This window comes from Pseudomonas sp. AC239, from assembly GCF_979258545.1.
The window spans coordinates 1,556,550-1,581,267 of sequence record NZ_OZ409864.1 but is presented as its reverse complement, the minus strand read 5'-3'; the positions used below and the strand labels follow the sequence as shown (position 1 = coordinate 1,581,267).

Genomic DNA, 24,718 nt, shown 5'->3' with positions numbered 1-24,718 from the left:
ACGAACCCCGGCGCGCGACGCCGGGGCTCCAAGGACACAGGTAACTCATGAAGCAATATCTCGAACTGGTCTCGCACGTCATTCAGAACGGCACCAAGCAGGCCAACCGCACCGGCATCAACGCCATCAGTTTCCCGGGAGCGATGCTGCGTTTCGATCTGCAGGAAGGTTTCCCGGCGATCACCACGCGCAAAATGGCCTTCAAATCGGCCATCGGCGAGATGTGCGGGTTTCTGCGTGGCGTGAACAACGCCGCTGAATTCCGCGCGCTGGGCTGCAAGGTCTGGGACCAGAACGCCAACGAAAATGCGCAGTGGCTGGCCAACCCGTTCCGTCAGGGCGACGACGACCTCGGCGAAATCTACGGCGTGCAATGGCGCAAATGGCCGGCGTACAAGCAAATCCCGCTGAGCAACACCGCCGCCATTGAACAAACCCTGGCCAACGGCTACAAGCAGATCGCTCAGGGCGAAGAAGACGGCCAGGCCTACGTCGTGCTGTACAAAGCGATCGACCAAGTACGCCAGTGCGTCGACACGATCATCAAGGATCCGGGCAGCCGGCGCATTCTGTTCCACGGCTGGAACGTCGCCCAGCTCGATGAAATGGCCCTGCCGCCGTGCCATCTGCTGTACCAGTTCCACCCGAACGTCGAGACCAAGGAAATCTCCCTTACTCTCTACATCCGCTCCAACGATCTGGGGCTGGGCACGCCGTTCAACCTCACCGAAGGCGCCGCCCTGCTGAGCCTGATCGGTCGCCTGACCGGCTACACGCCGCGCTGGTTCACCTATTTCATCGGCGACGCGCACGTTTACGAAAACCACCTCGACATGCTCAACGAACAGCTCAAGCGCGAGCCGTTTGCCATGCCGAAACTGAAGATCTCCGACCGCGTGCCGGAGTTTGCCAAGACTGGCGTGTACCAGCCGGAGTGGCTGGAACTGGTAGAACCGAGCGACTTCTCGCTGGAAGGTTACGAGCACCATGCGCCGATGACCGCGCCGATGGCGGTCTGACGGTCCTCACGCACAACCCTTGTGGGAGTGGGCTTGCTCGCGAAAGCGGTGTATCAGTTAACGATGATGTCGACTGACATACTGCCTTCGCGAGCAAGCCCGCTCCCACATTTGGCTTTGTGCAGGGCTCAGTGGCCGTGGCTACGGCCCACATGGGAATGTTCAACTTCGGTCGCGACAACCCCGCCACTGACTTCCAGCCGCTGCAAGATCCCACATTGATCTGCCTCCGGCCCTTCGCCACAGCGTTGGCGCAGGTCGAGCAGTTGTGTCTGCAACGCCAATAACCCATCAATTCGCGCCTTTACGTGCTGAATATGTTCGTCGATCAGCGCATTGACGCTCTCGCACTGATCCTGCGGGCTGTCGCGCAGGGCGAGGAGGCTGCGGATTTCTTCGAGGGTCATGTCGAGGGTGCGGCAGTTGCGGATGAAGGTCAGCCGCTCGGCGTGGGCCTGGGTGTAGACGCGGTAGTTGCCATCGCTGCGCGCCGGTTCCGGCAGGAGGTTTTCGCGCTCGTAGTAGCGGATGGTTTCCACCGCGCAGTCGGTGAGTTTCGCCAGTTCGCCGATCTTCATGACGGCCATCTCCAAAAGGGTGCTTGACCCTATAGTGGCTACAGGGTCTTTACTTGGCAACAGGCACCTTCATGGACGCGACCAATGAGCGATTCCCTGCACACCCACAAGCCCGGCGACGGCCACGATCACAGTCATAAATTGCAGCCTGTGCATAAACACTCCCACGGCGGCGATTCCTGCTGCGCGTCGAAAGCTGCGCCGGCCCCGGTTCATTCGCACGAAGATTCCTGCTGCTCGTCGAAAGCCGCAGCGCCTGCCTTGGTGCAACTGAGCGAAAAGACCAGCGCCGACGCGCGCCTGAGCAGCTTCCGCATCGAGGCGATGGACTGCCCGACCGAGCAGACGCTGATCCAGAACAAGCTGGGCAAACTGGCCGGTGTGCAGCAGCTGGAATTCAACCTGATCAATCGCGTACTCGGCGTGACCCATAATCTGCCGGGCACCGAGCCGATCACCGCAGCGATCAAATCCCTCGGCATGCACGCCGAGCCGCTGGAGGCGGGTGTCGATGCGCCAGCCCCGGCTGCGGTGAAAAAGCACTGGTGGCCACTGGCGCTGTCCGGCCTGACCGCGCTGGGCGCCGAAGTCATCCACTTCACCAGCGCCGCACCCGACTGGGTGGTGGCAGTCGTTGCGCTGGTGTCGATCCTCAGCGGCGGCCTCGGCACTTATAAAAAGGGCTGGATCGCCCTGAAGAACCTTAACCTCAACATCAATGCGCTGATGAGCATCGCCGTAACCGGCGCCATCCTCATCGGTCAGTGGCCGGAAGCGGCGATGGTGATGTTCCTGTTCACCGTCGCCGAGCTGATCGAAGCACGCTCGCTGGACCGCGCGCGCAATGCGATCAGCGGCCTGATGCAGATGACCCCCGAGCAGGCCACGGTCTTGCAGGCCGACGGCAACTGGCTCGAACAAGAGGTAAAAAGCGTCGAACTGGGCGCCCGTGTGCGGGTGAAACCCGGCGAGCGCATTGCGCTCGACGGCGCGGTGATCAGTGGCAGCTCGACCATCGATCAGGCACCGATCACCGGGGAAAGCTTGCCGGTGGAGAAAACCATCGGAGACAAAGTCTTCGCAGGCACGATCAATCAGGCCGGGTCGCTGGAATATACGGTGACCGCAGCGGCGAACAATTCGACGCTGGCGCGGATCATTCACGCCGTCGAACAGGCCCAGGGCGCGCGGGCGCCGACTCAGCGCTTCGTTGATCAATTCTCGAAAGTTTATACCCCAGCGGTATTCGTCTTCGCTTTGGCGGTGGCGGTGATCCCGCCGTTGTTCATGGGCGCGGCTTGGTTCGACTGGATCTACCGCGCGCTGGTGTTGCTGGTGGTTGCCTGCCCGTGCGCACTGGTGATTTCCACGCCGGTGACCATCGTCAGCGGCCTCGCGGCGGCGGCGCGCAAGGGCATTCTGGTCAAGGGCGGCGTGTATCTGGAGGGCGGCTTCAAGCTCGATTACCTGGCGCTTGATAAAACCGGCACCATCACCCACGGCAAACCGGTGCAGACCGATTACCTGTCGCTTGATCCGACAGCCGATGCCAGCGCGCCGGCCATCGCTGCCGCGCTGGCCGGGCGCTCCGATCATCCGGTGTCGCTGGCGATTGCCAGTGCCGCTGTGGATAAGAATTCCGCCGCGCTGGATGTGGATAACTTCGCAGCATTAGGCGGGCGGGGCGTCAAGGGCGACATCAATGGCCAGACCTATCACCTGGGCAATCATCGTCTGGTCGAAGAATTGGGCCTTTGCTCGCCGCAACTGGAAGAGAAGCTGTTCGCGCTGGAAAAGCAGGGCAAATCCGTGGTCCTGCTGCTCGACAGCTCAGGCCCACTGGCGCTGTTCGCCGTGGCCGACACGATGAAGGAAACCAGCCGCGAAGCGATTCGTCAGTTGCATGAGCTCGGCGTGAAAACCCTGATGCTGACCGGCGACAACGTCCACACCGCGCAAGCGATTGCCGCCCAGGTCGGGATCGACGAGGCGCGCGGCGATTTGCTGCCGACCGACAAGCTGCAAGCCGTTGAAGATCTGTACAAGCAGGGTCACCGGGTCGGTATGGTCGGCGACGGCATCAATGACGCCCCGGCATTGGCCCGCGCCGAAATCGGTTTCGCCATGGCCGCGGCCGGCACCGACACCGCGATCGAAACCGCCGATGTCGCCCTGATGGACGACGATTTGCGCAAGATCCCTGCGTTCATCAGCCTGTCGCGCAACACCGCGAGCATCCTCAAACAGAACATCGCACTGGCGCTGGTGATCAAGGCGATCTTTCTTGCGGTAACCTTCGCCGGGCTCGCCACCATGTGGATGGCGGTGTTTGCCGATATGGGCGTGAGCCTGCTGGTGGTGTTCAACGGGTTGCGTCTGTTGCGCAAATAAACGTGAGGGATGGTTGTGCTGAGTGCCGAGCTGAAAGCGTTTTACATGGTCGCCCGCCTGGGCAGCATTACGCTGGCGGCGAAAAAACTCGGCCTCAGCCAACCGACCGTGACCACGCAAATCCGCAATCTGGAGAGTCAGTATTCGGTGGAACTGTTCTACCGTGGCGGGCGCCGTTTAAGCGTCAGTGACGAAGGCGCGCGGCTGCTGCCGATGGTCAAGACCCTGTTGCAGCAAGAGGCGCACATCGAGTTCTTCCTGCGCAACAGCGGTCAGGTGCAGGGCACGCTGCGTATTGCCGCGACGGCGCCGTATTACATCCTCGATCTGGTGAAGACCTTCCGCGAGCGTTTGCCGCAGGTGGAAGTGTCGGTGGAAATCGGCAATTCGCAGCAGGTCCTGGAAGCGCTGGAGGATTACCGCGTGGATGTCGCGGCGTCGTCACAGCTGCTCGACGATGCGCGGCTGATTCGCCGGGTACTCGGCACCGATCCGCTGGTGCTGGCGGTGCATCGCAATCATCCATTGGCCGCGCAGGAGCATGTGACGCTGAGTGCGCTGGCCGGGCATACGTTGTTGATGCGCGAGCCGGGTTCGACCACGCGGCGCTTGACCGAAGAGTTGCTGGCCAGCGCCGGGGTCAGCTTCGGGCCGTTGCTGGAAATTGGTAGCCGCGAGTCGATCCGTGAAGCCGTGCTGCGCAATATCGGCATCAGCATCATTGCCCGCCAGGAGGTGCCGCATGATCCGCAACTGAGGGTGCTGACCATCGAGAATGCGCCGCAGATTCCGGAGTATCTGTATTGCCTCAAAGAGCGCAAGGGTGCGCGGTTGCCGGCGGCGTTCCTAGGCTTGGCCCAAGAGATGTCTCCCGCGTAATGATCGTTCCCACGCTCCGCGTGGGAATGCAGCCCGGGACGCTCTGCGTCCCAAAAGCCGAACGCGGAGCGTCCGTTGAGGCATTCCCACGCGGAGCGTGGGAACGATCGGCGGCGAACCAAAATCCCCGAATACCACTATCAGCGGTTTTTGCCTCGCTGCCACATGACGGACGCATTACAACTCTAGGATTGGCCTCATCCGTTTGCTGAGGTCCGTCCATGAATCCTGCCATCGCAACAGCCCTGACCCACCCCGGCGCGCCGATGAAAGTGCGCGGCGTGCACAAGCGTTTCGGTGCGTTCACTGCGCTGGATAACGTTTCCCTCGACGTCGCCGCCGGCGAACTGGTGTGTCTGCTCGGCCCGTCGGGCTGTGGCAAGACCACGTTGCTGCGCTGCATTGCCGGGCTGGAGCAGCAGGACAGCGGCGAGCTGTATCTGGGCGATCGCGATGTCTCGCATCTTGCCCCGCAAGCGCGGGATTACGGGATCCTGTTCCAGTCCTACGCGTTGTTCCCCAATCTGACGGTCGAGGCGAATATTGCCTACGGCCTCGGCGGCAGCGGCCGCGATGAAGTGCGCCGGCGAGTCGGTCAGATGCTGGAACTGGTCGGTCTCACCGGCAGTGAGAAAAAGTACCCCGGCCAATTGTCCGGCGGTCAGCAACAGCGAGTAGCGCTCGCTCGCGCATTGGCGCCGGCGCCGTCGCTGTTATTACTCGACGAACCGATGTCGGCCCTCGACGCGCGGGTGCGCGAGCATCTGTGCACCGAGCTGCGCCAGCTGCAACGCAATCTCGGCATCACCACGCTGATGGTCACGCACAATCAGGACGAAGCGATGTTGATGGCCGATCGCATCGCAGTGATGAACAACGGCCGCGTCGAGCAGTACGCCACGCCGCAGGAAATCTACAACCGCCCGGCCACGCCGTTCGTGGCCGAGTTTGTCGGCCAGGGCAACTGGCTACCGTTTCAGCGCAGCAGCGACAGTCACGCCCGGGTCGGCGGGATGAATCTGCGTCTGGCCGATGGCAGCGTGCACGGCGCATCGGGTCGACTGTTCTGCCGCCCGGAGGCGATCAACGTCAACCCGCTGGTACACGAAGAGAACCTGTTCCCCGCCAAGGTTCGCGAAATCACTTTCCTCGGCAACCGCTGCCGGATGAGCTTCGAACTCGATCAACTGCCGGGCCATGCGCTGCTCGCCGAACTCGCGCCAGAAGCCATGCCGCGCCTCGGCGCCCAGCAGATCATGGTCGCCTTGCCGCCGCGCAGTTTGCAGGTGTTCGCCTGATGAACAGCAACCTCGCGCTGCCGCTACCGCACAAGCAGGTGCGACAGTCCTCGAAAGCCGAGATCGGCGATCGCCTGTTCGTGGTCGGCGGCAAAATCCTCCTGCTGGTCTTGCTCGGCCTCGCGGTGCTGCTGCCGTTGCTGGCGATCTTCTGGCGCGGCTTCAGCAATGACGCCGGGCAGGGCGGTGGCTGGCTCGCGGCGAAGGAGTTGGTGACCAGCGCCAATTTCCACTGGCTCCTCGGCAATAGCCTGAAAGTGTCCCTCGGCGTTGCGGCCATTGTCGTACCGCTGGCCTACCTGTTTGCCTACGCGCTGCAACGCACGCTGATTCCGGGCAAAGGCATCTGGCGCGGGATTTCCCTGCTGCCGCTGATGGCGCCGTCGATGCTACCGGGGATTGCGCTGGTCTATCTGTTCGGCAACCAAGGCATGCTGCGTGGGCTGCTCTCGGACAATATCTACGGGTTCTGGGGCATCGTGCTCGGCGAGGTGATCTACACCTTTCCCCATGCGCTGATGATTTTGCTCTCGGCGTTGTCGCTGGCCGATGCGCGTTTGTTCGATGCCGCATCGAGCATGGGCGCCAGTCCGGCCAAGGCGTTTCGCAGCATCACCTGGCCGGCCACCCGCCAGGCGGTATTTGCGGCGTTCTGTCTGGTGTTCACCCTGACCATCACCGATTTCGGTGTGCCGGTGGTGGTCGGTGGCGATTATCAGGTGCTGGCGCTGGAAGCCTATAAGGCCGTGGTCGGCCAACAGCAATTCGGCCGCGGCGCGTTGATCGGCATGGTGCTGTTGCTGCCGGCGCTGTTCAGCTTCGGCGTCGATGCGTGGTTGCGTCGGCGTCACGGCGATTCCATGAGCGGGCGCGCGCAGGTGTTCAAACCGCTGCCATCGAGGCTGCGCGACGGCTGCTACCTGGCGATCGTTTTGCTGATCTGCGCCGCGCTGCTGCTGGTGTTCGGCATGGCGGTATTCTCGTCGCTGGTGAAATTCTGGCCGTACAACCTGTCGCTGTCGCTCAACCACTATCAGTTCAACGAGACCGCCGGCGGTGGCTGGCTCGCCTACGGCAACAGTCTGAAAATGGCGCTGGGCACGGCGCTGATTGGCAGCGTGCTGATTTTCACCGGCGCCTATCTGATGGAGAAAACCCGCACTCAGCGCGGGCTCAACCTGGCTTTGCGCATGCTCAGCTTCGTGCCGATGGCGGTGCCGGGGCTGGTACTGGGCCTGGGCTACGTCTTTTTCTTCAACCTGACAGGCAACCCGCTGCACGTGCTCTACGGGACGATGACGCTGCTGATCGTCTGCACCATTGCGCACTATCTGACCACCGCACAAATGACCGCGACCACCGCGCTGCGCCAGCTCGACGCCGAGTTCGAAGCCGCCGCGCTGTCGCTCAAGGCGCCGCTGTACCGGCATTACCTGCGTGTCACCGTGCCGATCTGCCTGCCGGCGCTACTCGACATCGTGCGTTACCTGTTCGTCTCGGCGATGACCACGGTTTCCGCCGCGATCTTCCTCTACAGCCCCGACACCATCCTCGCGGCGGTGGCGGTGCTGAACATGGACGATGCCGGCAACGTCGGCGGCGCGGCGGCGATGTCGACCCTGATTCTGTTCACCTCGGCGGGCGTGTCCTTGCTGCTGGCGTGGGCTTCGCGCGGCTTGCTGCGCCGTTCCCAGGCCTGGCGGCAAACCGCGCCCGGTCACTGATTGCAAACCCGATCAACTCATCTACAGGAAAACGCTCATGTTCAAGCCTATGGCCCTGGCCGCTGCTGTGCTCGCGACTTTCAGCCTGAATGCCTTCGCGGCAAAAACCGAGTTGACGGTGTACACCGCCCTCGAAGCCGAACAACTGAAGTCCTACAAGGAGGCCTTCGAAAAGGCCAACCCGGACGTCGAGATCAAGTGGGTACGCGATTCCACCGGGATCATCACCGCCAAACTGCTCGCCGAAAAGGCTCGTCCGCAGGCCGACGCGGTATGGGGCCTGGCCGCGTCGAGCCTGGCGATTCTCGATCAGCAAGGCATGCTGCAAAGCTATGCACCGAAGGATCTCGGCAAGATCGGCGCGAACTACCGCGACGCCGCCAACCCGCCAGCCTGGGTCGGCATGGACGTGTGGGCCGCGACCATTTGCTTCAACACTGTCGAAGCCGAGAAGCAGGGGCTGAGCAAACCGGTGAGCTGGCAGGACCTGACCAAGCCTGAGTACAAGGGCAAGATCGTCATGCCCAACCCGGCGTCGTCCGGCACCGGTTTCCTCGACGTCAGCGCCTGGCTGCAAACCTTTGGCGAGAAGCAGGGCTGGGCCTACATGGACGGCTTGCACCAGAACATCGGCCAGTACGTTCACTCAGGTTCCAAACCGTGCAAACTGGCGGCGGCGGGGGAGTTTCCGATCGGGATTTCCTTTGAATATCCAGCCGTACAGTTGAAACGCCAGGGCGCGCCGCTGGACATCATCCTGCCGAAGGAAGGTCTGGGCTGGGAGATCGAAGCGACGGCGGTGATTAAAGGCACACCGCATGAAGAAGCGGCGAAGAAGCTCGCCGATTTCTCCGCCAGCGCCGAGGCGATGGATCTGTACAAGGAAAACTTCGCCGTGCTCGCCCAGCCGGGGATTGCCAAGCCGCAAACCGAATTGCCCGCCGACTATGAGCAGCGCCTGATCAAGAACGACTTTGCCTGGGCCTCGAAGAATCGCGACGAGATCCTGGCTGAATGGCGCAAGCGGTATGACGGCAAGTCCGAGAAAGTTGTCGCCAAGTAAGATCGTTATCGACTGACAAGGCCCCTTCGCGAGCAGGCTCGCTCCCACAGTTGCAATGCTGTCCCCTGTGGGAGCGAGCCTGCTCGCGAAAGCGGTTTCTCATTCAGAGCACCTCTCCATGACACAACCCAAAGACCTGATCATCATCGGCGCCGGCATCCTCGGTCTGTCCCACGCCTATGCCGCTGCCAAACGCGGCCTGAAAGTCGCGGTATTCGAACGCACCGCCACGCCCCTTGGCGCTTCGGTGCGCAACTTCGGCCAGGCGCTGGTGACCGGCCAGCCGCCCGGCATCATGCTCGACCTGGCCAAGGCCAGCCGCGAGATCTGGGGCGACTGGGCGCAACTGGCCGGCCTGGAGATCAAGCGCAACGGCTCGTACCTGTTCGCCCGCAGCGAAGCCGAAGAACACCTGCTCGAAGCCTTCTGCGCCGGCCGTGCCCTCGAGCATGGCTACGACGTCGAGCTGCTGCGCGGCGCGGCGTTGCGTGATCTGTATGGCGGCCAGTTCAGCCATCACCGCGCCGCGCTGCACGGTGTCGATGATCAGCAGTTGTACTCGCGCGAAGCGATTCCGGCGCTGATCGATTATTTGCGCCGCGAGCTCGGCGTCGAGTTTCACTTTTCCACGCTGGTGCGCGACGTCGAGCCGGAGCGACTGCGCAGCACTGCCGGTGAGTTCTGCGCCAAGCAGATCATCGTCTGCTCCGGCCACGACTATCAGACCTTGCTGGCGGAGCCGATTGCCGCGCTCAATCCGCAGATCTGTCGTTTGCAAATGCTCCGCGCCAGACCAAGCATCGAGTTGAACCTGCAACACGCCGTGCTCACCGGCCTGAGCTGCGTGCACTACGGCGCTTTCGCCGATTTGCCGCAAGCCGCAGCGGTGCAGGCGCAGATTCTCCGTGAACAACCGCACCTGCACGCCAACGGCATTCACCTGCTGATCAGCCCGACGCCGTATGGCGAACTGATCATCGGCGATTCGCATGATTACGGCAGCGATGCTTCACCGTTCAACGCTGAGCAGGTCGACAACTGGATGCTCGAACTCGCCGAGCAGACGCTGGGCTGCAAGGTGCAAGTAGTAGAACGCTGGCAGGGCGTTTATGGCGCTCGCGGACCGGGCCCGTTCTCGTTCCTGCGTCCGGCACCGGGCCTGAGCGTGGCGCTGATGCACACCGGCGTCGGCATGAGCGTCGGCCCGGCGCTGGCCGAACGCAACGTCGCGCAGCTACTGGAGGGGGCATGAATCACGAGCAGGTGATCGCGCGGGTGTTCGGCCTGTATGAACGCTTCGGCGCCAGCGATTACATCGGCGAACCGGTGTCGCAATTCGAGCACATGTCCCAAACCGCAGAACTGGCCATGGCTGAAGGCTGTGATGACGAAGTGGTGCTGGCGGCGTTCTTTCATGACATCGGCCATCTATGTGCCGAGGGCGCAGAAAACATGGGTGGCTATGGCGTGGTCAGCCATGAACGGCTCGGTGCCGATTATCTGCGCGAGGCAGGTTTCAGCGAACGGCTGGCGCGACTGGTGGAATATCACGTCCAGGCCAAGCGCTATCTGACCTTGCGCGAGCCGGGGTATTACGCGCGGTTGAGTGAGGCGAGTCGCAGGACGCTGGAATATCAGGGCGGGGTAATGAGCGCGGCTGAGGCGGATGCGTTTGAGGCTGATCCGTTGTGTGCGCTGAGTTTGCGCATGCGGCGCTGGGATGAGTTGGCCAAAAAGGAGGCAGTGCCGGTGATGGATCTTGCGGTGCTGAAGCGCAAGGCCTGCGCCGTTTTGTCTTGAGAGACAGGCAAGGTCGGTGCGGATGAATTGTCCTACGGTATAAAAAGAACAATCGTGCAGATAATCCGGCACGGACGGGCTAGGTTGATTGTCCGCTCATCTCACGAGACTGACCTGTATGCGTTATTTGAAAGTAACCGCCCAAGATCGGAGTACCAACAACAGAGCTGATACCGTGCTCCTGCATTTTTTCGAGGAAAGCAGCGGCGCTGAAGACACGCTCGTGCACCGCGCCTATGCACTGGATATCACCGCCGATGGAAAAGTCGATTTCCAGGCCGGCGATGCAAACTCCGACGGCAAGGAAGATATCAAGGACGAGCGCCTGCTCAAGTCATTTGCCAACACCTACCTGCAACTCAACTGGTTCAATCGTGGTAATACCTGGGACCGGTATCTGAAGATTTTCACAGAGGATTTCGCCAAGGACGGTTCACCGGACACGGTGCGCCTGCATTTCCACGAGGGCACCGGCAAACCTCAGGACAACACCATCGTCTACACCGCCTCCCACTACGACACCGACAATGATGGAACGCTGGACTGGATCATCAGTTTCGATGTGGATAACGATGGTGATCAGGATGCCGTGGATCGCAAGCTTGTTTCGCAGCTGAGTACCAGTTACGTAAAATTCAAATGGCGCTGATGATCCGCCGCATCAGATCTGTTCCGCCAGCGCCTCAACCTGCTCCTGCCTTTGCGCCTGGTTCAACTTCGCCTGCGGATTGAGCGACGACCACTGCGGATGCGCCCGGGCCTTGCCCAAGGCCTCGGGCAACTTGCCTTCGCGCCAGGTTTTATCCACAGGCGTGGCCACCTGAATGCTGTCCATCGCCGCATGCCCACGCTGATCGAGTGCCAGCAACAACTGGCGCTGGCGCAACGCCAACAGGCGCAGCACGGCGTCATCCACGGTCAATTCCCGCTGGCCTTTGATCTTGCCGAGCAGGCGACTGCCATAACTGCGCGCCGTTTGCAGCGCGCCACCGGCAATCGCGCCGGCCAGTGCCGCTGCGCCGAGAGTAATCCCGCCGACCAGTAAATCCACGCCAGCCCCGGCCGCCGCACCGGCAGCAACGCCGCCGCCGACGCGCACGCCGAGTTGTTTCAGGGTTTCCGGATTGAACAGGTCATCGCCCCAGCGCCCGTCGAGCAACGGCAAGTCACTGGCCGCCGCGTCCTGCGGGCGAAACGCGTAGAGCTTGAGCAGCGCCTCAACGCACTTCTGCTCACGCTGGCGTACAGCTTTGCGCAGTTCGCTGATCGCCTGCTGTTCCTGCTCGGCTTCGCTGACCACACTGCGCCGGCACGCGGCGCAATCGATCAGCAATTCGGCAATCAGGCGCGCGGCACTTTGCTGACGGGCGAGGCGCTGCGCCTGCTGGTCGGCGATCAACCGCTCCAGCTGCGGCCGGGCGTTTTCCAATAGCAGGGCGAGGCTCTCGTACAAGCGCCGCTCGCCATCCTCGGGCGGTGCGACGCTGTCGAAACGTACCAGCGCATGCAGCCCCAGCCGCGCCAGCGCCTCGCGCCAATCGGGTTCGCGATGGTTGGCGCTGCTGACGAAATTCAGCACCGGCAGCAGCGGCTTGCCGCAACTGGCGAGCACTTCCAGTTCGTCGCGGTACTTGGCCAGCACCGGTTCACGGGCGTCGATCACATACAGACCGGCGTCGGAGGCGAGCAACTGCCGCAGTACCTTGGCTTCCTGTTCGAAACGCTGGCGCGCCTCGCTGCCGTCGAGAAACCGCGCCAGCCGCGCCGGGCCGTCGAGACGTTCGCCGGGGCGTTCCAGACGCTCGAGAAAATCCAGCAGGGCGATCGCATCTTCCAGCCCCGGCGTGTCGTACAGATCGAGCAACGGCTCGCCATCCACCGACAACCGCGCGCCTTCGACATGTCGGGTGGTGCTCGGCCGGTGCGAGACTTCGCCGAAGCCGACATCGCGGGTCAGCGTGCGCAGCAGCGAGGTCTTGCCGACGTTGGTGTGGCCGACCACCGCGAGTTTCAGCGGGGCCTTGCGTGCATCAGTCATGTCCGCTCTCCAGCCAGTTCATCGGCGCGCAATCGGCGAACGGCAGTTCCAGCTGTTGCAGCGCCGCGTGCCAGTCACCCAGACGTTGCCCGTCCAGCGCTTCGCCAGGCGGCGCTTGCAGCAGCCAGATCCGAGTGGCGCCGGCGTTGCGCGCGAGTTCGGCGATCAATGCGAGGCTGCCGCGATCCGGCGAACGTCGTGGATCGCAAGCGATGGCCAGCCGCGCCGGCGGGAAGCGACTGAGTTGTTCGAGCAGTTTGTGCCGCGATTCGCGACTGTCGAGGATGCCTGCGTTGCTGACGTTTTTCGGCAGCGCGGGTGGCCATGGGCGCTGTTCGTCCAACTCGATCGCCACCAGCAGCGCGCCTTCACTGGCGAGTTCGCCGACGTTGCTTTCGACGCGATGCAGTTGCGCCGGCTCCGGGTCGTTGACGCCGAGGCGTTCGCTGGTTGGCATCAACCGTTCGCGCAGTTGCGCGTAGCCGGGCAGATTCAGATCCAGACGCAGCGCGGCTTTGCCGCTGTTCCAGCGCCACAGGCACAACAGCGCGAGCAGCAGGCGCGGCAGCACGCCGTAGACCACCAGCACACCGACCAGCCAGGTCGCCCAGGCCTGTCGTGCGCTTTCGATGTCGAGGGCACCGTCGCCGCTGGCGCGGATCATTTCCTCGGTCGGCACGTTGAAGCCGAGCAGCGACGGCAGATAGCCAAGGGCCTGGGTGACGTGGATGAAAGTGTCGGCGCCGAGGATCGTGGTTTCCCAGACAAAGCCGTAGCGCCGCGTGGCCATCAGCGTCAGCAGCAGGATCAGCGCGCTGAGCATTGCCAGCAGCCACAAGCCATTGACCAAGGCGCCGAGTGCCCAGCGGTTGAGTTTCTTGCGTTGCAGCAGCAACAGCAGGGCCGGCGCCAGTTGCGCGGCTTTGGCGTCGCGGGCGAATTTTTCGCTGAGCCACAGCCACAAGCGCCCAAGGGTGGCGCCGTGTTCGCCAGCGAAAATCAAGCCCAGCGCCCAGCTCAGCAGCAAAATCAGATTGATCCCCAGCAGACTGCCCAGCGCCCAGAACACATTCACCGGCGACTGGCCAAGTGCGGCGAATGCCAGACCAGCGCCGCTGAGCACGGCGAAAATCACCAGCAACACCAACGCCAGGCGCGCGCCTTGCAGCCAGTGCCTGAGCGCGGCGGTGAGTCCGTCGCGCTCGGCCAGCCATAGCGCCCGGCGCGCAATGCGGCTCGGCAGATCGCCGCCAGCGGCACGGGCCAGACGATTGGCTTCCAGATCATCCAGCGGCCCCGCGTGTTCTTCGCGCAGGCGGATGGTTTCGGTGAGCCAGAGGTTTTGCAGTGGAGTCAGTTCAGTCACGCGGCGTCCCGTCGCTAAATCGAGCGCTGAGCATAACCGCTGTGGCGCTTATCGGGGTAAGCGCGGCTCTGGTATCCTCGCCGGCATGACTAAATCACTGCCCCTCAGCCTGATCGCAGCCCTCGGTGAAAACCGCGTGATCGGCGTCGACAACAGCATGCCCTGGCACCTGCCGGGGGACTTCAAATACTTCAAGGCGACCACGCTCGGCAAGCCGATCATCATGGGTCGCAAGACCTGGGATTCGCTCGGCCGGCCGCTGCCGGGGCGCTTGAACATCGTGGTCAGCCGCCAGACCGATCTGCAACTCGAAGGCGCCGAGGTCTATCCGTCGCTGGAAGCCGCCGTGGCCCGCGCCGAGGAATGGGCGAAAGCCCAGGGCGTTGATGAGCTGATGCTGATTGGCGGCGCGCAGTTGTATGCGCAGGGACTGGCGCAGGCCGATCGGCTGTACCTGACCCGCGTGGCGCTGAGCCCGGAAGGGGATGCGTGGTTTCCGGAGTTTGATCTGAGCGAATGGAAGCTGGTGTCGAATGTTGAAAACCCGGCGGTTGAAGATAAACCCGCGTACAACTTCGAAGTCTGGGAGAAAAAGCAGCTTTAAGCCTCAAGCTGCAAGCTGCAAGTAAAAGCTGATTGGCTCTTGGCTTGCAGCTTGCAGCTTGCAGCTTGCAGCTTCAGCTGACTAGCTGCGCGTGTTCATCGGCATCCAGCAGCGCTTTATCCGTCTGCTGCATGACCTGACTGGTAATCGCCCCGGCGGTAATCGAGCCACTCACGTTCAACGCCGTGCGGCCCATATCGATCAGCGGCTCGACCGAAATCAGCAGTGCCACCAGTGACACCGGCAAGCCCATCGCCGGCAGTACGATCAGGGCGGCGAACGTTGCGCCGCCGCCAACTCCGGCGACACCGGCCGAACTCAACGTGACAATCGCCACCAGCGTCGCGATCCACAGCGGATCCAGCGGGTTGATGCCAACAGTTGGCGCGACCATCACGGCCAACATCGCCGGGTACAGGCCGGCACACCCGTTCTGGCCAATCGTCGCACCGAACGAGGCAGCGAAACTGGCGACCGACGACGGAATACCCAGGCGGCGGGTCTGCGCTTCAATGCTCAGCGGGATGGTCGCCGCGCTGGAGCGACTGGTGAAAGCAAACGTCAGCACCGGCCAGATCTTGCGGAAGAAGCGCAGCGGGTTGATCCCGGCGGCCGACACCAGCACGCCGTGCACAACGAACATCAGGCCCAGGCCGATATACGAGACCACGACGAAACTGCCGAGCTTGATGATGTCCTGCAGGTTGGAACCGGCGACCACTTTGGTCATCAGCGCCAGCACGCCGTAGGGGGTCAGCTTCATCACCAGACGCACCAGTCGCATCACCCAGGCTTGCAGGGTGTCGATGGCGTTGATCACTTTCTGACCTTTCTCGACGTCGTCCTTGAGCAGTTGCAGTGCAGCAACCCCAAGGAACGCGGCAAAAATCACCACACTGATGATCGAAGTCGGCTTGGCCCGGGCCAGGTCGGCAAACGGGTTCTGCGGAATGAACGACAGCAGCAGTTGCGGCACATTGAGGTCGGCGACCTTGCCGGCGTAGTCGTTCTGAATGGTTTGCAGGCGCGCCATTTCCTGAGTGCCGGCGATCAGACCTTCAGCGCTGAGGCCGAACAGGTTGGTCAGGCCGATGCCGATCAGCGCCGCGATGGCAGTGGTGAACAGCAGCGTGCCGATGGTCAGGAAACTGATCTTGCCCAGCGACGAGGCGTTGTGCAGACGGGCCACGGCGCTGAGGATCGAAGCGAACACCAGCGGGATCACGATCATTTGCAGCAACTGCACGTAACCGTTGCCGACCAGATCGAACCAGCCGATCGAGGCTTTCAGCACCGGGTTGCCGGCACCGTAAATCGTGTGCAGCGCAACGCCGAACGCCACGCCGAGGACCAGTGCGAGCAGGACTTTTTTCGCCAGGCTCCAGGTGGTGTGGCGGGTTTGCGCCAGACCGAAGAGCAGGGCAAGGAACACCAGCAGGTTGAGAATCAGCGGTAGATTCATGAGGACTCCAGTAAAGACTGTGCCAACAGCCATCCGGGGCTGCTGCGAACCGGCAAGCCTAACAGCTTGATTTGCAATGAATTAATACCAAAATCGCAGGGCGTCCGTCGTTTTTGGAATAAGCCTGTGTCGCTGTCGGCAATGAAATTGGCGCGCAGGGGACGCAGGCGGTCGCTGACAGGCGAGGGTTGTCACACTTATTTGTTAGCGTCGAACTCTTTGCATCGGGGAGTAGCGCTATGAAAATTGCACGCACGTTGTTGGCTGTGGCACTGGCGGCTGGCCTCGCTGGCCATGCATTGGCCACGGACCTCAAGCATTGGCCGGCGGATCAGGCCAAGGCGCTGGACGCGATGATCGCTGCCAACGCCAACAAGGGTAATTACGCGGTGTTCGACATGGACAACACCAGTTACCGCTACGACCTCGAAGAATCCCTGCTGCCGTTCATGGAAAACAAGGGCCTGATCACCCGCGACAAGCTCGATCCCTCGCTGAAACTGATGCCCTTCAAGGACACCGCCGAGCACAAGGAAAGCCTGTTCAGTTATTACTACCGCCTTTGCGAAGTCGACGACATGGTCTGCTACCCGTGGGTGGCGCAGGTGTTCTCCGGCTTCACCCTCAAGGAGCTCAAGGGCTACGTCGATGAGCTGATGGCTTCGGGCAAACCGGTGCCGGCGACGTATTACGAAGGCAATGTGGTGAAGAAACTCGACGTCAATCCGCCGAAGATCTTCACTGGCCAGCAGGAGCTGTACAACAAGCTGATGGAGAACGGCATCGAGGTCTACGTAATGACCGCCGCCTCAGAGGAACTGGTGCGCATGGTCGCGGCGGATCCCAAGTACGGCTACAACGTCAAACCGCAGAACGTCATCGGCGTTTCACTGCTGCTCAAGGATCAGAAGACTGGCGAGCTGACCACTGCGCGCAAACAGATCACCGCCGGCAAATATGACGAGAAGGCCAACCTCGGGCTCGAACTGACGCCGTACCTGTGGACCCCGGCAACCTGGATGGCCGGCAAGCACGCGGCGATCCTGACCTACATCGATGAATGGAAAAAACCGGTACTGGTCGGCGGCGATACCCCGACGAGCGACGGTTACATGCTGTTCCATGGCGTCGACGTAGCCAAGGGCGGCATTCACTTGTGGATCAACCGCAAGGACAAGTACATGACCCAGATCAACGGCATGATGGCCAAGCACGCAGCGGCGCAGGCCAAGGAAGGCTTGCCGGTGACAGCGGACAAGAACTGGGTGATCGTCAAACCGGAAGATATTCAATAAAGAAGAAGCGAGCTGCGAGCTGCAAGCTGCAAGAAAGAGCAACTTGGCTCTTGCTTGAAGCTTGAAGCTCGCAGCTGTTTTTATATCCCGTCGAGCATCGCTTTGTTGCGCACAGCACCCTTGTCGGCACTGGTCGCCAGCAGGGCGTAGGCCTTGAGCGCGGTGGTCACTTTGCGTGGGCGCACTTCAACCGGTTTCCAGCCTTTCTTGTCCTGCTCGGCGCGGCGTGCCGCCAGTTCTTCGTCGCTGACCAACAGGTTGATCGAGCGGTTTGGAATGTCGATCAGCACCTTGTCGCCATCCTGCACCAGACCGATCGCGCCACCGGCCGCGGCCTCTGGCGAAGCGTGACCAATCGACAGGCCGGAAGTACCGCCGGAGAAACGCCCGTCGGTGAGCAGTGCACAGGCTTTGCCCAGGCCTTTGGATTTCAGGTAGGAAGTCGGGTAGAGCATTTCCTGCATGCCCGGGCCGCCTTTCGGGCCTTCGTAACGAATGATGACGATGTCGCCTGCCTTCACTTCGTCAGCGAGGATGCCGCGCACGGCGCTGTCCTGGCTTTCAAAAATCTTCGCGTTGCCTTCGAAGACGTGGATCGACTCATCAACCCCGGCGGTTTTCACCACGCAGCCGTCCTGCGCGATGTTGCCGTACAGCACGGCGAGGCCGCCTTCTTTCGAATAGGCGTGCTCGAAACTGCGGATGCAGCCGTTTTCACGATCGTCGTCCAGGGTTTCCCAACGGGTCGACTGGCTGAACGCGGTCTGGGTCGGGATGCCCGCAGGACCTGCCTTGAAGAAGTGATGCACGGCCTCGTCGCTGGTCTGGGTGATGTCCCACTTGGCGATGGCTTCTTCCATGCTGCGGCTGTGCACGGTCGGCAGGTCGGTGTGCAGCAGGCCGCCACGGGCCAGCGAACCGAGGATGCTGAAAATGCCGCCGGCGCGGTGCACGTCTTCCATGTGGTACTTCTGAATGTTCGGCGCGACTTTGCACAGCTGCGGCACGCTGCGCGAAAGACGGTCGATGTCGCGCAGGTCGAAATCGATCTCGGCTTCCTGGGCGGCTGCGAGCAAGTGCAGGATGGTGTTGGTCGAACCGCCCATGGCGATGTCGAGCATCATCGCGTTCTCGAACGCCTTGAAGTTGGCGATGTTGCGCGGCAATACGGAGTCATCGTTCTCGCCGTAGTAACGCTTGCACAACTCGACGATGGTGCGCCCGGCCTGCAGGAACAGCTGTTCACGATCACTGTGGGTGGCCAGGGTCGAACCGTTGCCTGGCAAGGCCAGGCCCAGTGCTTCGGTCAGGCAGTTCATCGAGTTGGCGGTGAACATGCCGGAGCACGAACCGCAGGTCGGACAGGCGCTGCGCTCGTACTCGGCGACTTTCTCGTCAGAAGCGCTGGAGTCGGCGGCGATCACCATGGCGTCGACCAGATCGAGACCGTGGGAGGCGAGTTTGGTCTTGCCGGCTTCCATCGGGCCGCCGGAAACGAAGATCACCGGAATGTTCAGGCGCAATGCAGCCATCAACATGCCGGGGGTGATCTTGTCGCAGTTGGAAATGCAGACGATGGCGTCGGCGCAGTGGGCGTTGACCATGTACTCGACGGAGTCGGCGATGATCTCGCGGCTCGGCAGCGAATACAGCATGCCGTCGTGGCCCATGGCGATGCCGTCATCGACGGCGATGGTATTGAATTCCTTGGCCACGCCACCGGCGCGTTCGATCTCGCGGGCGACCAGCTGACCCAGGTCCTTCAGGTGCACATGCCCCGGGACGAACTGGGTGAACGAGTTGGCGATGGCAATGATCGGCTTCTTGAAGTCGTCATCTTTCATGCCGGTGGCGCGCCACAGGGCGCGGGCGCCGGCCATGTTGCGGCCGTGGGTGGAAGTTTTCGAGCGGTAATCTGGCATGGAGCACTCCGGGCGGCTAATCACGTACTAAAGGGGAGTGAGCTTCTGTTGACCTCTGAAACACCCGAAAAATGGCCGTGTGTCCGGAAGCTGCCGATGACGTTGCGGGATCGCCGCTGGTCTCAGCCTGAGCTCATAAACCCGCCGGGGATGAATGGCGATGAATGAGGCGATTCTACACCGCTGGCGTCGCGAGGGAATGGCGCAAAGCGTTGTTCCCGTGCTGAAGGGGCCGGTGCAATGACGACTGGCAGGGTCAATGGTCGCCTCCCGGCATCACCGGATTGCTGCGCAGGTTGCTGACGCGACGGCCAATCACGCTGTTGAGCAACAGCGATACGCCGCTCAACACCACAAAACCGTAACCCAGCGTCGCTTGCAGGTTGGCCGGGCCGAGGCTGATCAGGGCGCTGACCAGCCCGCCACAGATAAAAATGATGGTGCTACCGGCGGATGCCGATGCGCCGGCATTTTCGGCAAACACGCTCATGGCGCGGGAGGTAGCCGGGGGGCGCGCAATGGTGGTGCCCACGGTGCAGATGAGCATTGGGACCAGCACCGCCGCGGCTGACAGCTCATGGTTGGTGGCCAGATAGAGCATCACCAGACCCGAGAGCAGGATCAGGCTCAGGCCGGTGAAAATCTGCTGTTGCGCATTGATAATCCGGTTCAGCACGCTGGCGAGCAGGCCGCCGAAGACATAAGCGGCGCCATAGATCAGCAGAATCAAGGCGAAATCGTAAGGCGCCATCTGCAACTGCTCCATGAAGATCAGCGGCGAAGTGACGATGAAGGAAAAGTGGCAGGCGAAAGCGAACGCGGAAATCAGCCAATAGCCGACAAACGGGAAGTTGCTCAGCACCCTTCTGTAGGACTGAATGAAACCCAGGTGTGGACCGTTCTGAACAGGCCGGCTGTTGTCGAGCAGTCGCCAGGTTTTGATCAGAACCACAGCCGCAAGGGCGATGAATACCCAGAAGCTGCCGCGCCAGCCGAGCGTGGCTTGCAGAAACGTACCCGCCAGCGGCGAGAGCGAAATGAAGATGCCCGTGGCAGTGACCATCAGGATCCGCAACCGGTCACGCTCCTGGCCTTCAAACAGATCCTGCACCAGTGCCTGAGACAGCACGAAACAACCGCACCCCATCGCCTGCATCACCCGGAAAACGAGGAACAGCGTGTAGTCATTGCTCAGCACGCAGCCAAGGGCTCCGAGCAGCGACACGCTCATGCCGGCCAGCAGCAAACCCTTGCGTCCAATCACGTCCGATAGCGGGCCGATCAGTAGCTGAGCGAAGGCAATACCGACGGCGAACAGACTGATCGACAGCGCGATGTCGCTCGGTGATCGACCAAAGTGTGCCGCCAGCGCCGGGAACGAGGGCAGCAGAACATCCAGCGGGAACACGCCGAGCAGGATCATTGCCAGTAACAGCCTGACTGCTCCGCGCCGTTGTCTGCGGCTGACTGCACAGCTGTGTTTATTCATCGATCAATCCTGCTTTGGCGAAAAGTGTCTGGTTATGGGGCAGGGCAAAAAAACCAGCCTTGTGCAGGGCCGCCAGCGTGGGTTTGCAGCCGGCGCGAGCGCGAGCACGGCTGGCCTGCACAGTTGCCATCGCACCGACAATCTCTTTCATGTCACTTTCGGCAATACCCGCCGAGCGCAAGCTTTGTTGCAGCCAGCTCTCGTCGACCTCGAAGAAGAGGGGGATGATCTCCACAAGAGTCCTGGCGGCGAACAGGCGCTGGCGACTGTTCATCGCAATCCAGAAGTAATGGAAGGCTTCTGCGAAGTAACGGCTGTGCCGGGCTTCGTCGGCAAGATGATCACGCAGCATGTCGTTCACACTTGAAACCATCGTGTTGCGGCAGACCTCGAGCAACTCCCGGGCGATGATGGTTTCCGAGACAAATCCGAGCAGAAACCAGGCCAGCGCGCGGTTCTTCTCCGGCGTGCGCGCGATCAGAGCGTTCATGCGTGTGATCCGCTTCGGAATGACCGGTCGCCGGGTGATGCTGTAGAACGCGGCGATCTGCTCGGCTATCTGGTTGGAGAAAAGCGCGTGGTAACCCTCGTCGGTGTACAGCTGCAATGCAGCGTGTTTCATTGGCAGCGGTATATAGATGGGCAGTTCGCGGTGGACGATGACCTCCACTGCGCGGTTGACGATGCGGTGTTCGAGCAGGGTGGTGTAATCGAGGAAATACACCAGATGACTGGCGGTCAGACGGTGCAATGTTTCGCGACCTTTGGCCTGGATCGCCGGATGCCCCAGATAAGGCAGAAAGGCCGGGGGAAACCAATAGCGATTTTGCAGTTGCTGCTCGACATCGCCCGGCAAACGATAGTCATGGGTACTGCTGCGCACCGATGCGCGGCTTTCCCAGTCGGGAAGGGTGAATTTGAGCGACCACGACACCGGTGCCTCGCCCTCATCCAGCGCTGTGGAAATCATGACGGTACCCCGGCAAGCAAATCACGCATTTCCTGGCACATGGCTTGGCCATCGCTTTCGCCGCAACCGACAAAAAACAACGGTTGCTCAGCGCTGCCTTCGAGCCCGAGCAGGGTTTCAACCTGGGCGTCGGCAAACGCGCCGGTCAGCCAGGTATTGAGCCCCAGCGTCGTTGCGACGAGCTGGAAGGTTTGCGAAAGATGGCCAGCCTCGATGAACGCCATTCGATAGGCGCGCGAGTGTTCGTACTTCCACCAGAGTCGATCAAACCTGGCGGTGATGAATACGCCCAGCGGCAGATTGTTGATGAAATGCTGGCCGCCGAGCATTTGACCCAACGCCGGTTCAGGCAAAGGGTTGATCCGGCTCAAGGCATGCTCGCCACAATGGTAGGCGTAGATGCCCGGTTCAAGCCCGACGATGTTCTGAGCCAGAAGAAAGCCTTCGCAAGCGTTCAGACCACCACCTGAGGGACTGCTCCGGCGGGCCTCAAGGCCGGGTGCGACAGGGTCGTCCTGCGAATGATTGCGCTTGGGAAGATAGCCGAGCGTGAAATACAACAGCGTTGCAACCTCGGCCAGTGTCACCGCCGCACCGGTGTAGGAGCGACAGGTTTTGCGTGTCCGCAATGCCTGAGTCAGGCTGTCATCGATCATTGCGCCGGGTGCAGGCAAGTTGATGAGCGCCTCCGCTGGCCGGCGCTTGCTGCCTGTTGAGGGTTCTGCTTCGCCAATACTTCGCTGCAGTGCGCCAGATAGTGTCTGGACCACTCCTGAATATTCTGTGGCGTATATTCGCAGGGGATATTTTGCGTGCCGATGTGATAAATCTTCGACAGTTCATCCCAGCCCCAAGTTGGGCTGTCTAGTTTTGAAACTGTTAGAATGCCTGCGTCCAGAAGTTGTGTATCTATTATGTTGTTTGGGTCAAACAGGTTTGGGTTGTCTATAAGAATGGCGAGGCGGTGGGAATAGTCAAGATCAAGCTCGTGCTGAGTATGGTTCTTGTAGTTCCACACAACTTGTCCAGGCGGGCGCGGCAATATAAACAGAAAGGGATTGATATGCATTGGTTCAGATCACTCAGGGAAAGTCATGAGGACGCCGAAGTGCCGGCACTCTCCGGCGTCCAGACTTACTTAGCGGGCGTTGGCTGCAACCAGGAAGGCGAGGTTGGCGAGTTTATTTGTTTCCAGATAAATGGTTTTCATGATGTGAACTCCTTGTTCATCAGTAGTTGAAGTCGCCTCATGGCGACAACTTCATAATAGTTTGTAATCGAATATTGGCAAGGGGATATTAAGTAGGAATATTCCAGTAATTCTGTCGGAGTGATCGAGTGTTGGATATCTACGCTGTAGGTTAATTTCCCGCAACTAACAGGTATGGCGAAACGTCCTGCAAGGAAGCTGGAAAGTAATTGTAGGAAGACGACAAAACACTCATGTTGAGTGTGAAGGAAAGAGGGGAGGGTGGTGGAAAAAAACGGGGAGCTCAGCGGCTCCCCGTGTTCTATCGCAATCAGCTGTTGGGCAGCAGGCGGCAGGTAATGCTCTTGATGTAGCGGGTTTCGGCGATGGCCGGGTGCACCGGATGATCAGGGCCCTGACCGCCACGCTCGAGCATTTGGATGTTGCGGTCCAAATGGCGCGCGCTGGTCAGCAGAATATTCTGCAGGTCGTCTTCCGGCAGGTGCATGGAGCACGAAGCACTGACCAGAATGCCGTCCTTGGTCAGCAAGCGCATGGCTTGCTCATTCAGACGACGGTAGGCGCCTTCGCCGTTCTTCATGTCTTTCTTGCGCTTGATGAAGGCTGGCGGATCAGCAACGATCACGTCGAAGCGCTCTTCGCTGGCTTTCAGTTCCTTCAACGCTTCGAAGACGTCGCCTTCGATGCAGGTCATCTTGTCAGCGAAGCCGTTCAACGCCGCGTTGCGTTCGACACCGTCGAGGGCGAATGCAGAGGCGTCGACGCAGAACACTTCGCTGGCGCCGAACGCAGCGGCCTGCACGCCCCAGCCACCAATGTAGCTATAGAGATCAAGTACGCGTTTGCCTTTGGCATAAGGCGCCAGGCGCGCGCGATTCATGCGGTGGTCGTAGAACCAGCCGGTTTTCTGCCCTTGAATGACCGGCGCTTCGAACTTCACGCCGTTCTCTTCCAGCGCGACCCACTCCGGGACGAGACCGAACACGGTCTCGACGTAGCGGTTGAGGCCTTCGGCGTCGCGGGCGGCGGAATCGTTCTTGAACAGGATGCCGCTTGGCTTGAGCACCTGGGTCAACGCGGCGATCACGTCGTCTTTGTGCGCTTCCATGGTCGCCGAGGCGATCTGCACCACGAGGATGTCGCCGAAACGATCGACCACCAGACCCGGCAGCAGGTCGGAGTCGCCGTAGACCAGACGATAGAACGGCTTGTCGAACAGACGCTCGCGCAACGACAGCGCGACGTTCAGACGGTGCACCAGCAGCGACTTGTCGAGTGCCAGTTTGATGTCGCGCGACAGCAGGCGCGCGCAGATCAGGTTGTTCGGGCTCATGGCGACGATGCCCAACGGCTTGCCGCCAGCGGCTTCGAGCACCGCCTGATCGCCGGCCTTGAAGCCGTGCAGAGGCGTGGCGGCCACGTCGATTTCGTTGCTGTAGACCCACAAGTGGCCGTTGCGCAGGCGACGGTCGGCGTTGGCTTTGAGGCGCAGGCTAGGCAGGGACATGACGTCGCTCCGGAAAAAAGAGCGGGAGTATAGCGTGTCGAGGTCTGCGCAGGGCTGAGGATGCGATGAAACGCTGATGCCTTCGCGAGCAGGCTCGCTCCCA

Annotated in this window: 19 protein-coding genes and 1 pseudogene; 11 read left to right on the top strand and 9 right to left on the bottom strand. The window is 61.3% G+C overall.

What is annotated here, in order from left to right; genetic code table 11:
* Positions 1–47 precede the first annotated feature (47 nt).
* Positions 48–1,019, top strand: a complete 972-nt coding sequence (locus ACZ0AZ_RS07330) for a thymidylate synthase (protein ID WP_463572192.1) — start codon at positions 48–50, stop codon at positions 1,017–1,019.
* A 128-nt stretch (positions 1,020–1,147) separates the two neighbouring features.
* On the opposite strand, the gene cadR is transcribed toward ACZ0AZ_RS07330, so the two are convergent.
* Positions 1,148–1,597: a Cd(II)/Pb(II)-responsive transcriptional regulator gene (gene cadR, locus ACZ0AZ_RS07325; protein WP_016772685.1), complete on the bottom strand. Its 450-nt coding sequence runs from the start codon at positions 1,595–1,597 to the stop codon at positions 1,148–1,150.
* Between the two features lie 84 nt (positions 1,598–1,681).
* Here cadR and ACZ0AZ_RS07320 point away from each other — a divergent pair, with 84 nt between their 5' ends.
* From ACZ0AZ_RS07320 to ACZ0AZ_RS07285, 8 genes are all read left to right on the top strand, one after another.
* Complete coding sequence (locus tag ACZ0AZ_RS07320) at positions 1,682–3,988, top strand: heavy metal translocating P-type ATPase (RefSeq protein ID WP_463537141.1); 2,307 nt, start codon at positions 1,682–1,684, stop codon at positions 3,986–3,988.
* A gap of 15 nt (positions 3,989–4,003) precedes the next feature.
* The gene (locus ACZ0AZ_RS07315; protein WP_463538766.1) at positions 4,004–4,867 is read left to right on the top strand and encodes a LysR family transcriptional regulator; all 864 of its coding nucleotides are present in this window, start codon (positions 4,004–4,006) and stop codon (positions 4,865–4,867) included.
* A gap of 221 nt (positions 4,868–5,088) precedes the next feature.
* Positions 5,089–6,165, top strand: coding sequence for a putative 2-aminoethylphosphonate ABC transporter ATP-binding protein (locus ACZ0AZ_RS07310; protein ID WP_129997855.1), 1,077 nt, complete (start codon positions 5,089–5,091; stop codon positions 6,163–6,165).
* Positions 6,165–7,889 (top strand): putative 2-aminoethylphosphonate ABC transporter permease subunit, encoded by a 1,725-nt coding sequence (locus ACZ0AZ_RS07305; RefSeq protein WP_463537140.1) that lies wholly within the window; start codon positions 6,165–6,167, stop codon positions 7,887–7,889. The genes ACZ0AZ_RS07310 and ACZ0AZ_RS07305 overlap by 1 nt, the downstream gene beginning before the upstream one ends.
* Before the next feature lie 37 nt (positions 7,890–7,926).
* Positions 7,927–8,952 carry a putative 2-aminoethylphosphonate ABC transporter substrate-binding protein gene (locus ACZ0AZ_RS07300; protein WP_042606530.1) on the top strand — a complete coding sequence of 342 codons (1,026 nt, stop codon included), beginning with the start codon at positions 7,927–7,929 and terminating at the stop codon, positions 8,950–8,952.
* A 118-nt stretch (positions 8,953–9,070) separates the two neighbouring features.
* Positions 9,071–10,204 (top strand): TIGR03364 family FAD-dependent oxidoreductase, encoded by a 1,134-nt coding sequence (locus ACZ0AZ_RS07295; RefSeq protein ID WP_463570923.1) that lies wholly within the window; start codon positions 9,071–9,073, stop codon positions 10,202–10,204.
* Positions 10,201–10,752 (top strand): phosphonate degradation HD-domain oxygenase, encoded by a 552-nt coding sequence (locus ACZ0AZ_RS07290; protein ID WP_129997851.1) that lies wholly within the window; start codon positions 10,201–10,203, stop codon positions 10,750–10,752. Before ACZ0AZ_RS07295 ends, ACZ0AZ_RS07290 begins: the two co-directional genes overlap by 4 nt.
* Positions 10,753–10,870: 118 nt before the next feature.
* Positions 10,871–11,401 (top strand): hypothetical protein, encoded by a 531-nt coding sequence (locus ACZ0AZ_RS07285; protein WP_129997850.1) that lies wholly within the window; start codon positions 10,871–10,873, stop codon positions 11,399–11,401.
* A 12-nt stretch (positions 11,402–11,413) separates the two neighbouring features.
* Here the strand turns inward: ACZ0AZ_RS07285 and ACZ0AZ_RS07280 are convergent, their stop codons facing one another.
* Together ACZ0AZ_RS07280 and ACZ0AZ_RS07275 are read right to left on the bottom strand one after the other, a co-directional pair.
* Positions 11,414–12,790 carry a GTPase/DUF3482 domain-containing protein gene (locus ACZ0AZ_RS07280; protein WP_129997849.1) on the bottom strand — a complete coding sequence of 459 codons (1,377 nt, stop codon included), beginning with the start codon at positions 12,788–12,790 and terminating at the stop codon, positions 11,414–11,416.
* Positions 12,783–14,156 (bottom strand): DUF2868 domain-containing protein, encoded by a 1,374-nt coding sequence (locus ACZ0AZ_RS07275; protein ID WP_129997848.1) that lies wholly within the window; start codon positions 14,154–14,156, stop codon positions 12,783–12,785. Before ACZ0AZ_RS07275 ends, ACZ0AZ_RS07280 begins: the two co-directional genes overlap by 8 nt.
* An 85-nt stretch (positions 14,157–14,241) precedes the next feature.
* Here ACZ0AZ_RS07275 and ACZ0AZ_RS07270 point away from each other — a divergent pair, with 85 nt between their 5' ends.
* Positions 14,242–14,760: a dihydrofolate reductase gene (locus ACZ0AZ_RS07270; protein WP_129997847.1), complete on the top strand. Its 519-nt coding sequence runs from the start codon at positions 14,242–14,244 to the stop codon at positions 14,758–14,760.
* A 73-nt stretch (positions 14,761–14,833) separates the two neighbouring features.
* Here ACZ0AZ_RS07270 and ACZ0AZ_RS07265 read toward each other — a convergent pair whose 3' ends face one another.
* The gene (locus tag ACZ0AZ_RS07265) at positions 14,834–16,222 is read right to left on the bottom strand and encodes an L-cystine transporter (RefSeq protein ID WP_122698607.1); all 1,389 of its coding nucleotides are present in this window, start codon (positions 16,220–16,222) and stop codon (positions 14,834–14,836) included.
* Between the two features lie 239 nt (positions 16,223–16,461).
* Between ACZ0AZ_RS07265 and ACZ0AZ_RS07260 the strand changes: the two genes are divergently transcribed.
* Positions 16,462–17,517 (top strand): HAD family hydrolase, encoded by a 1,056-nt coding sequence (locus ACZ0AZ_RS07260; protein WP_129997846.1) that lies wholly within the window; start codon positions 16,462–16,464, stop codon positions 17,515–17,517.
* Positions 17,518–17,597: 80 nt separating this feature from the next.
* Here ACZ0AZ_RS07260 and ilvD read toward each other — a convergent pair whose 3' ends face one another.
* The 5 genes and pseudogenes from ilvD to ACZ0AZ_RS07235 form a co-directional block, all read right to left on the bottom strand.
* A complete protein-coding gene (gene ilvD / locus ACZ0AZ_RS07255; protein WP_129997845.1) occupies positions 17,598–19,439 on the bottom strand; it encodes a dihydroxy-acid dehydratase in 1,842 nt (613 codons plus the stop codon).
* A 256-nt stretch (positions 19,440–19,695) separates the two neighbouring features.
* Positions 19,696–20,928 (bottom strand): multidrug effflux MFS transporter, encoded by a 1,233-nt coding sequence (locus tag ACZ0AZ_RS07250; protein ID WP_129997844.1) that lies wholly within the window; start codon positions 20,926–20,928, stop codon positions 19,696–19,698.
* Positions 20,921–21,898: a diiron oxygenase gene (locus ACZ0AZ_RS07245; protein ID WP_129997843.1), complete on the bottom strand. Its 978-nt coding sequence runs from the start codon at positions 21,896–21,898 to the stop codon at positions 20,921–20,923. The genes ACZ0AZ_RS07250 and ACZ0AZ_RS07245 overlap by 8 nt, the downstream gene beginning before the upstream one ends.
* Positions 21,895–22,967 (bottom strand): annotated as a pseudogene (locus tag ACZ0AZ_RS07240) (SagB family peptide dehydrogenase). Before ACZ0AZ_RS07240 ends, ACZ0AZ_RS07245 begins: the two are co-directional and overlap by 4 nt.
* A gap of 451 nt (positions 22,968–23,418) precedes the next feature.
* A complete protein-coding gene (locus tag ACZ0AZ_RS07235) occupies positions 23,419–24,615 on the bottom strand; it encodes a class I SAM-dependent rRNA methyltransferase (RefSeq protein WP_016772700.1) in 1,197 nt (398 codons plus the stop codon).
* Positions 24,616–24,718 lie beyond the last annotated feature (103 nt).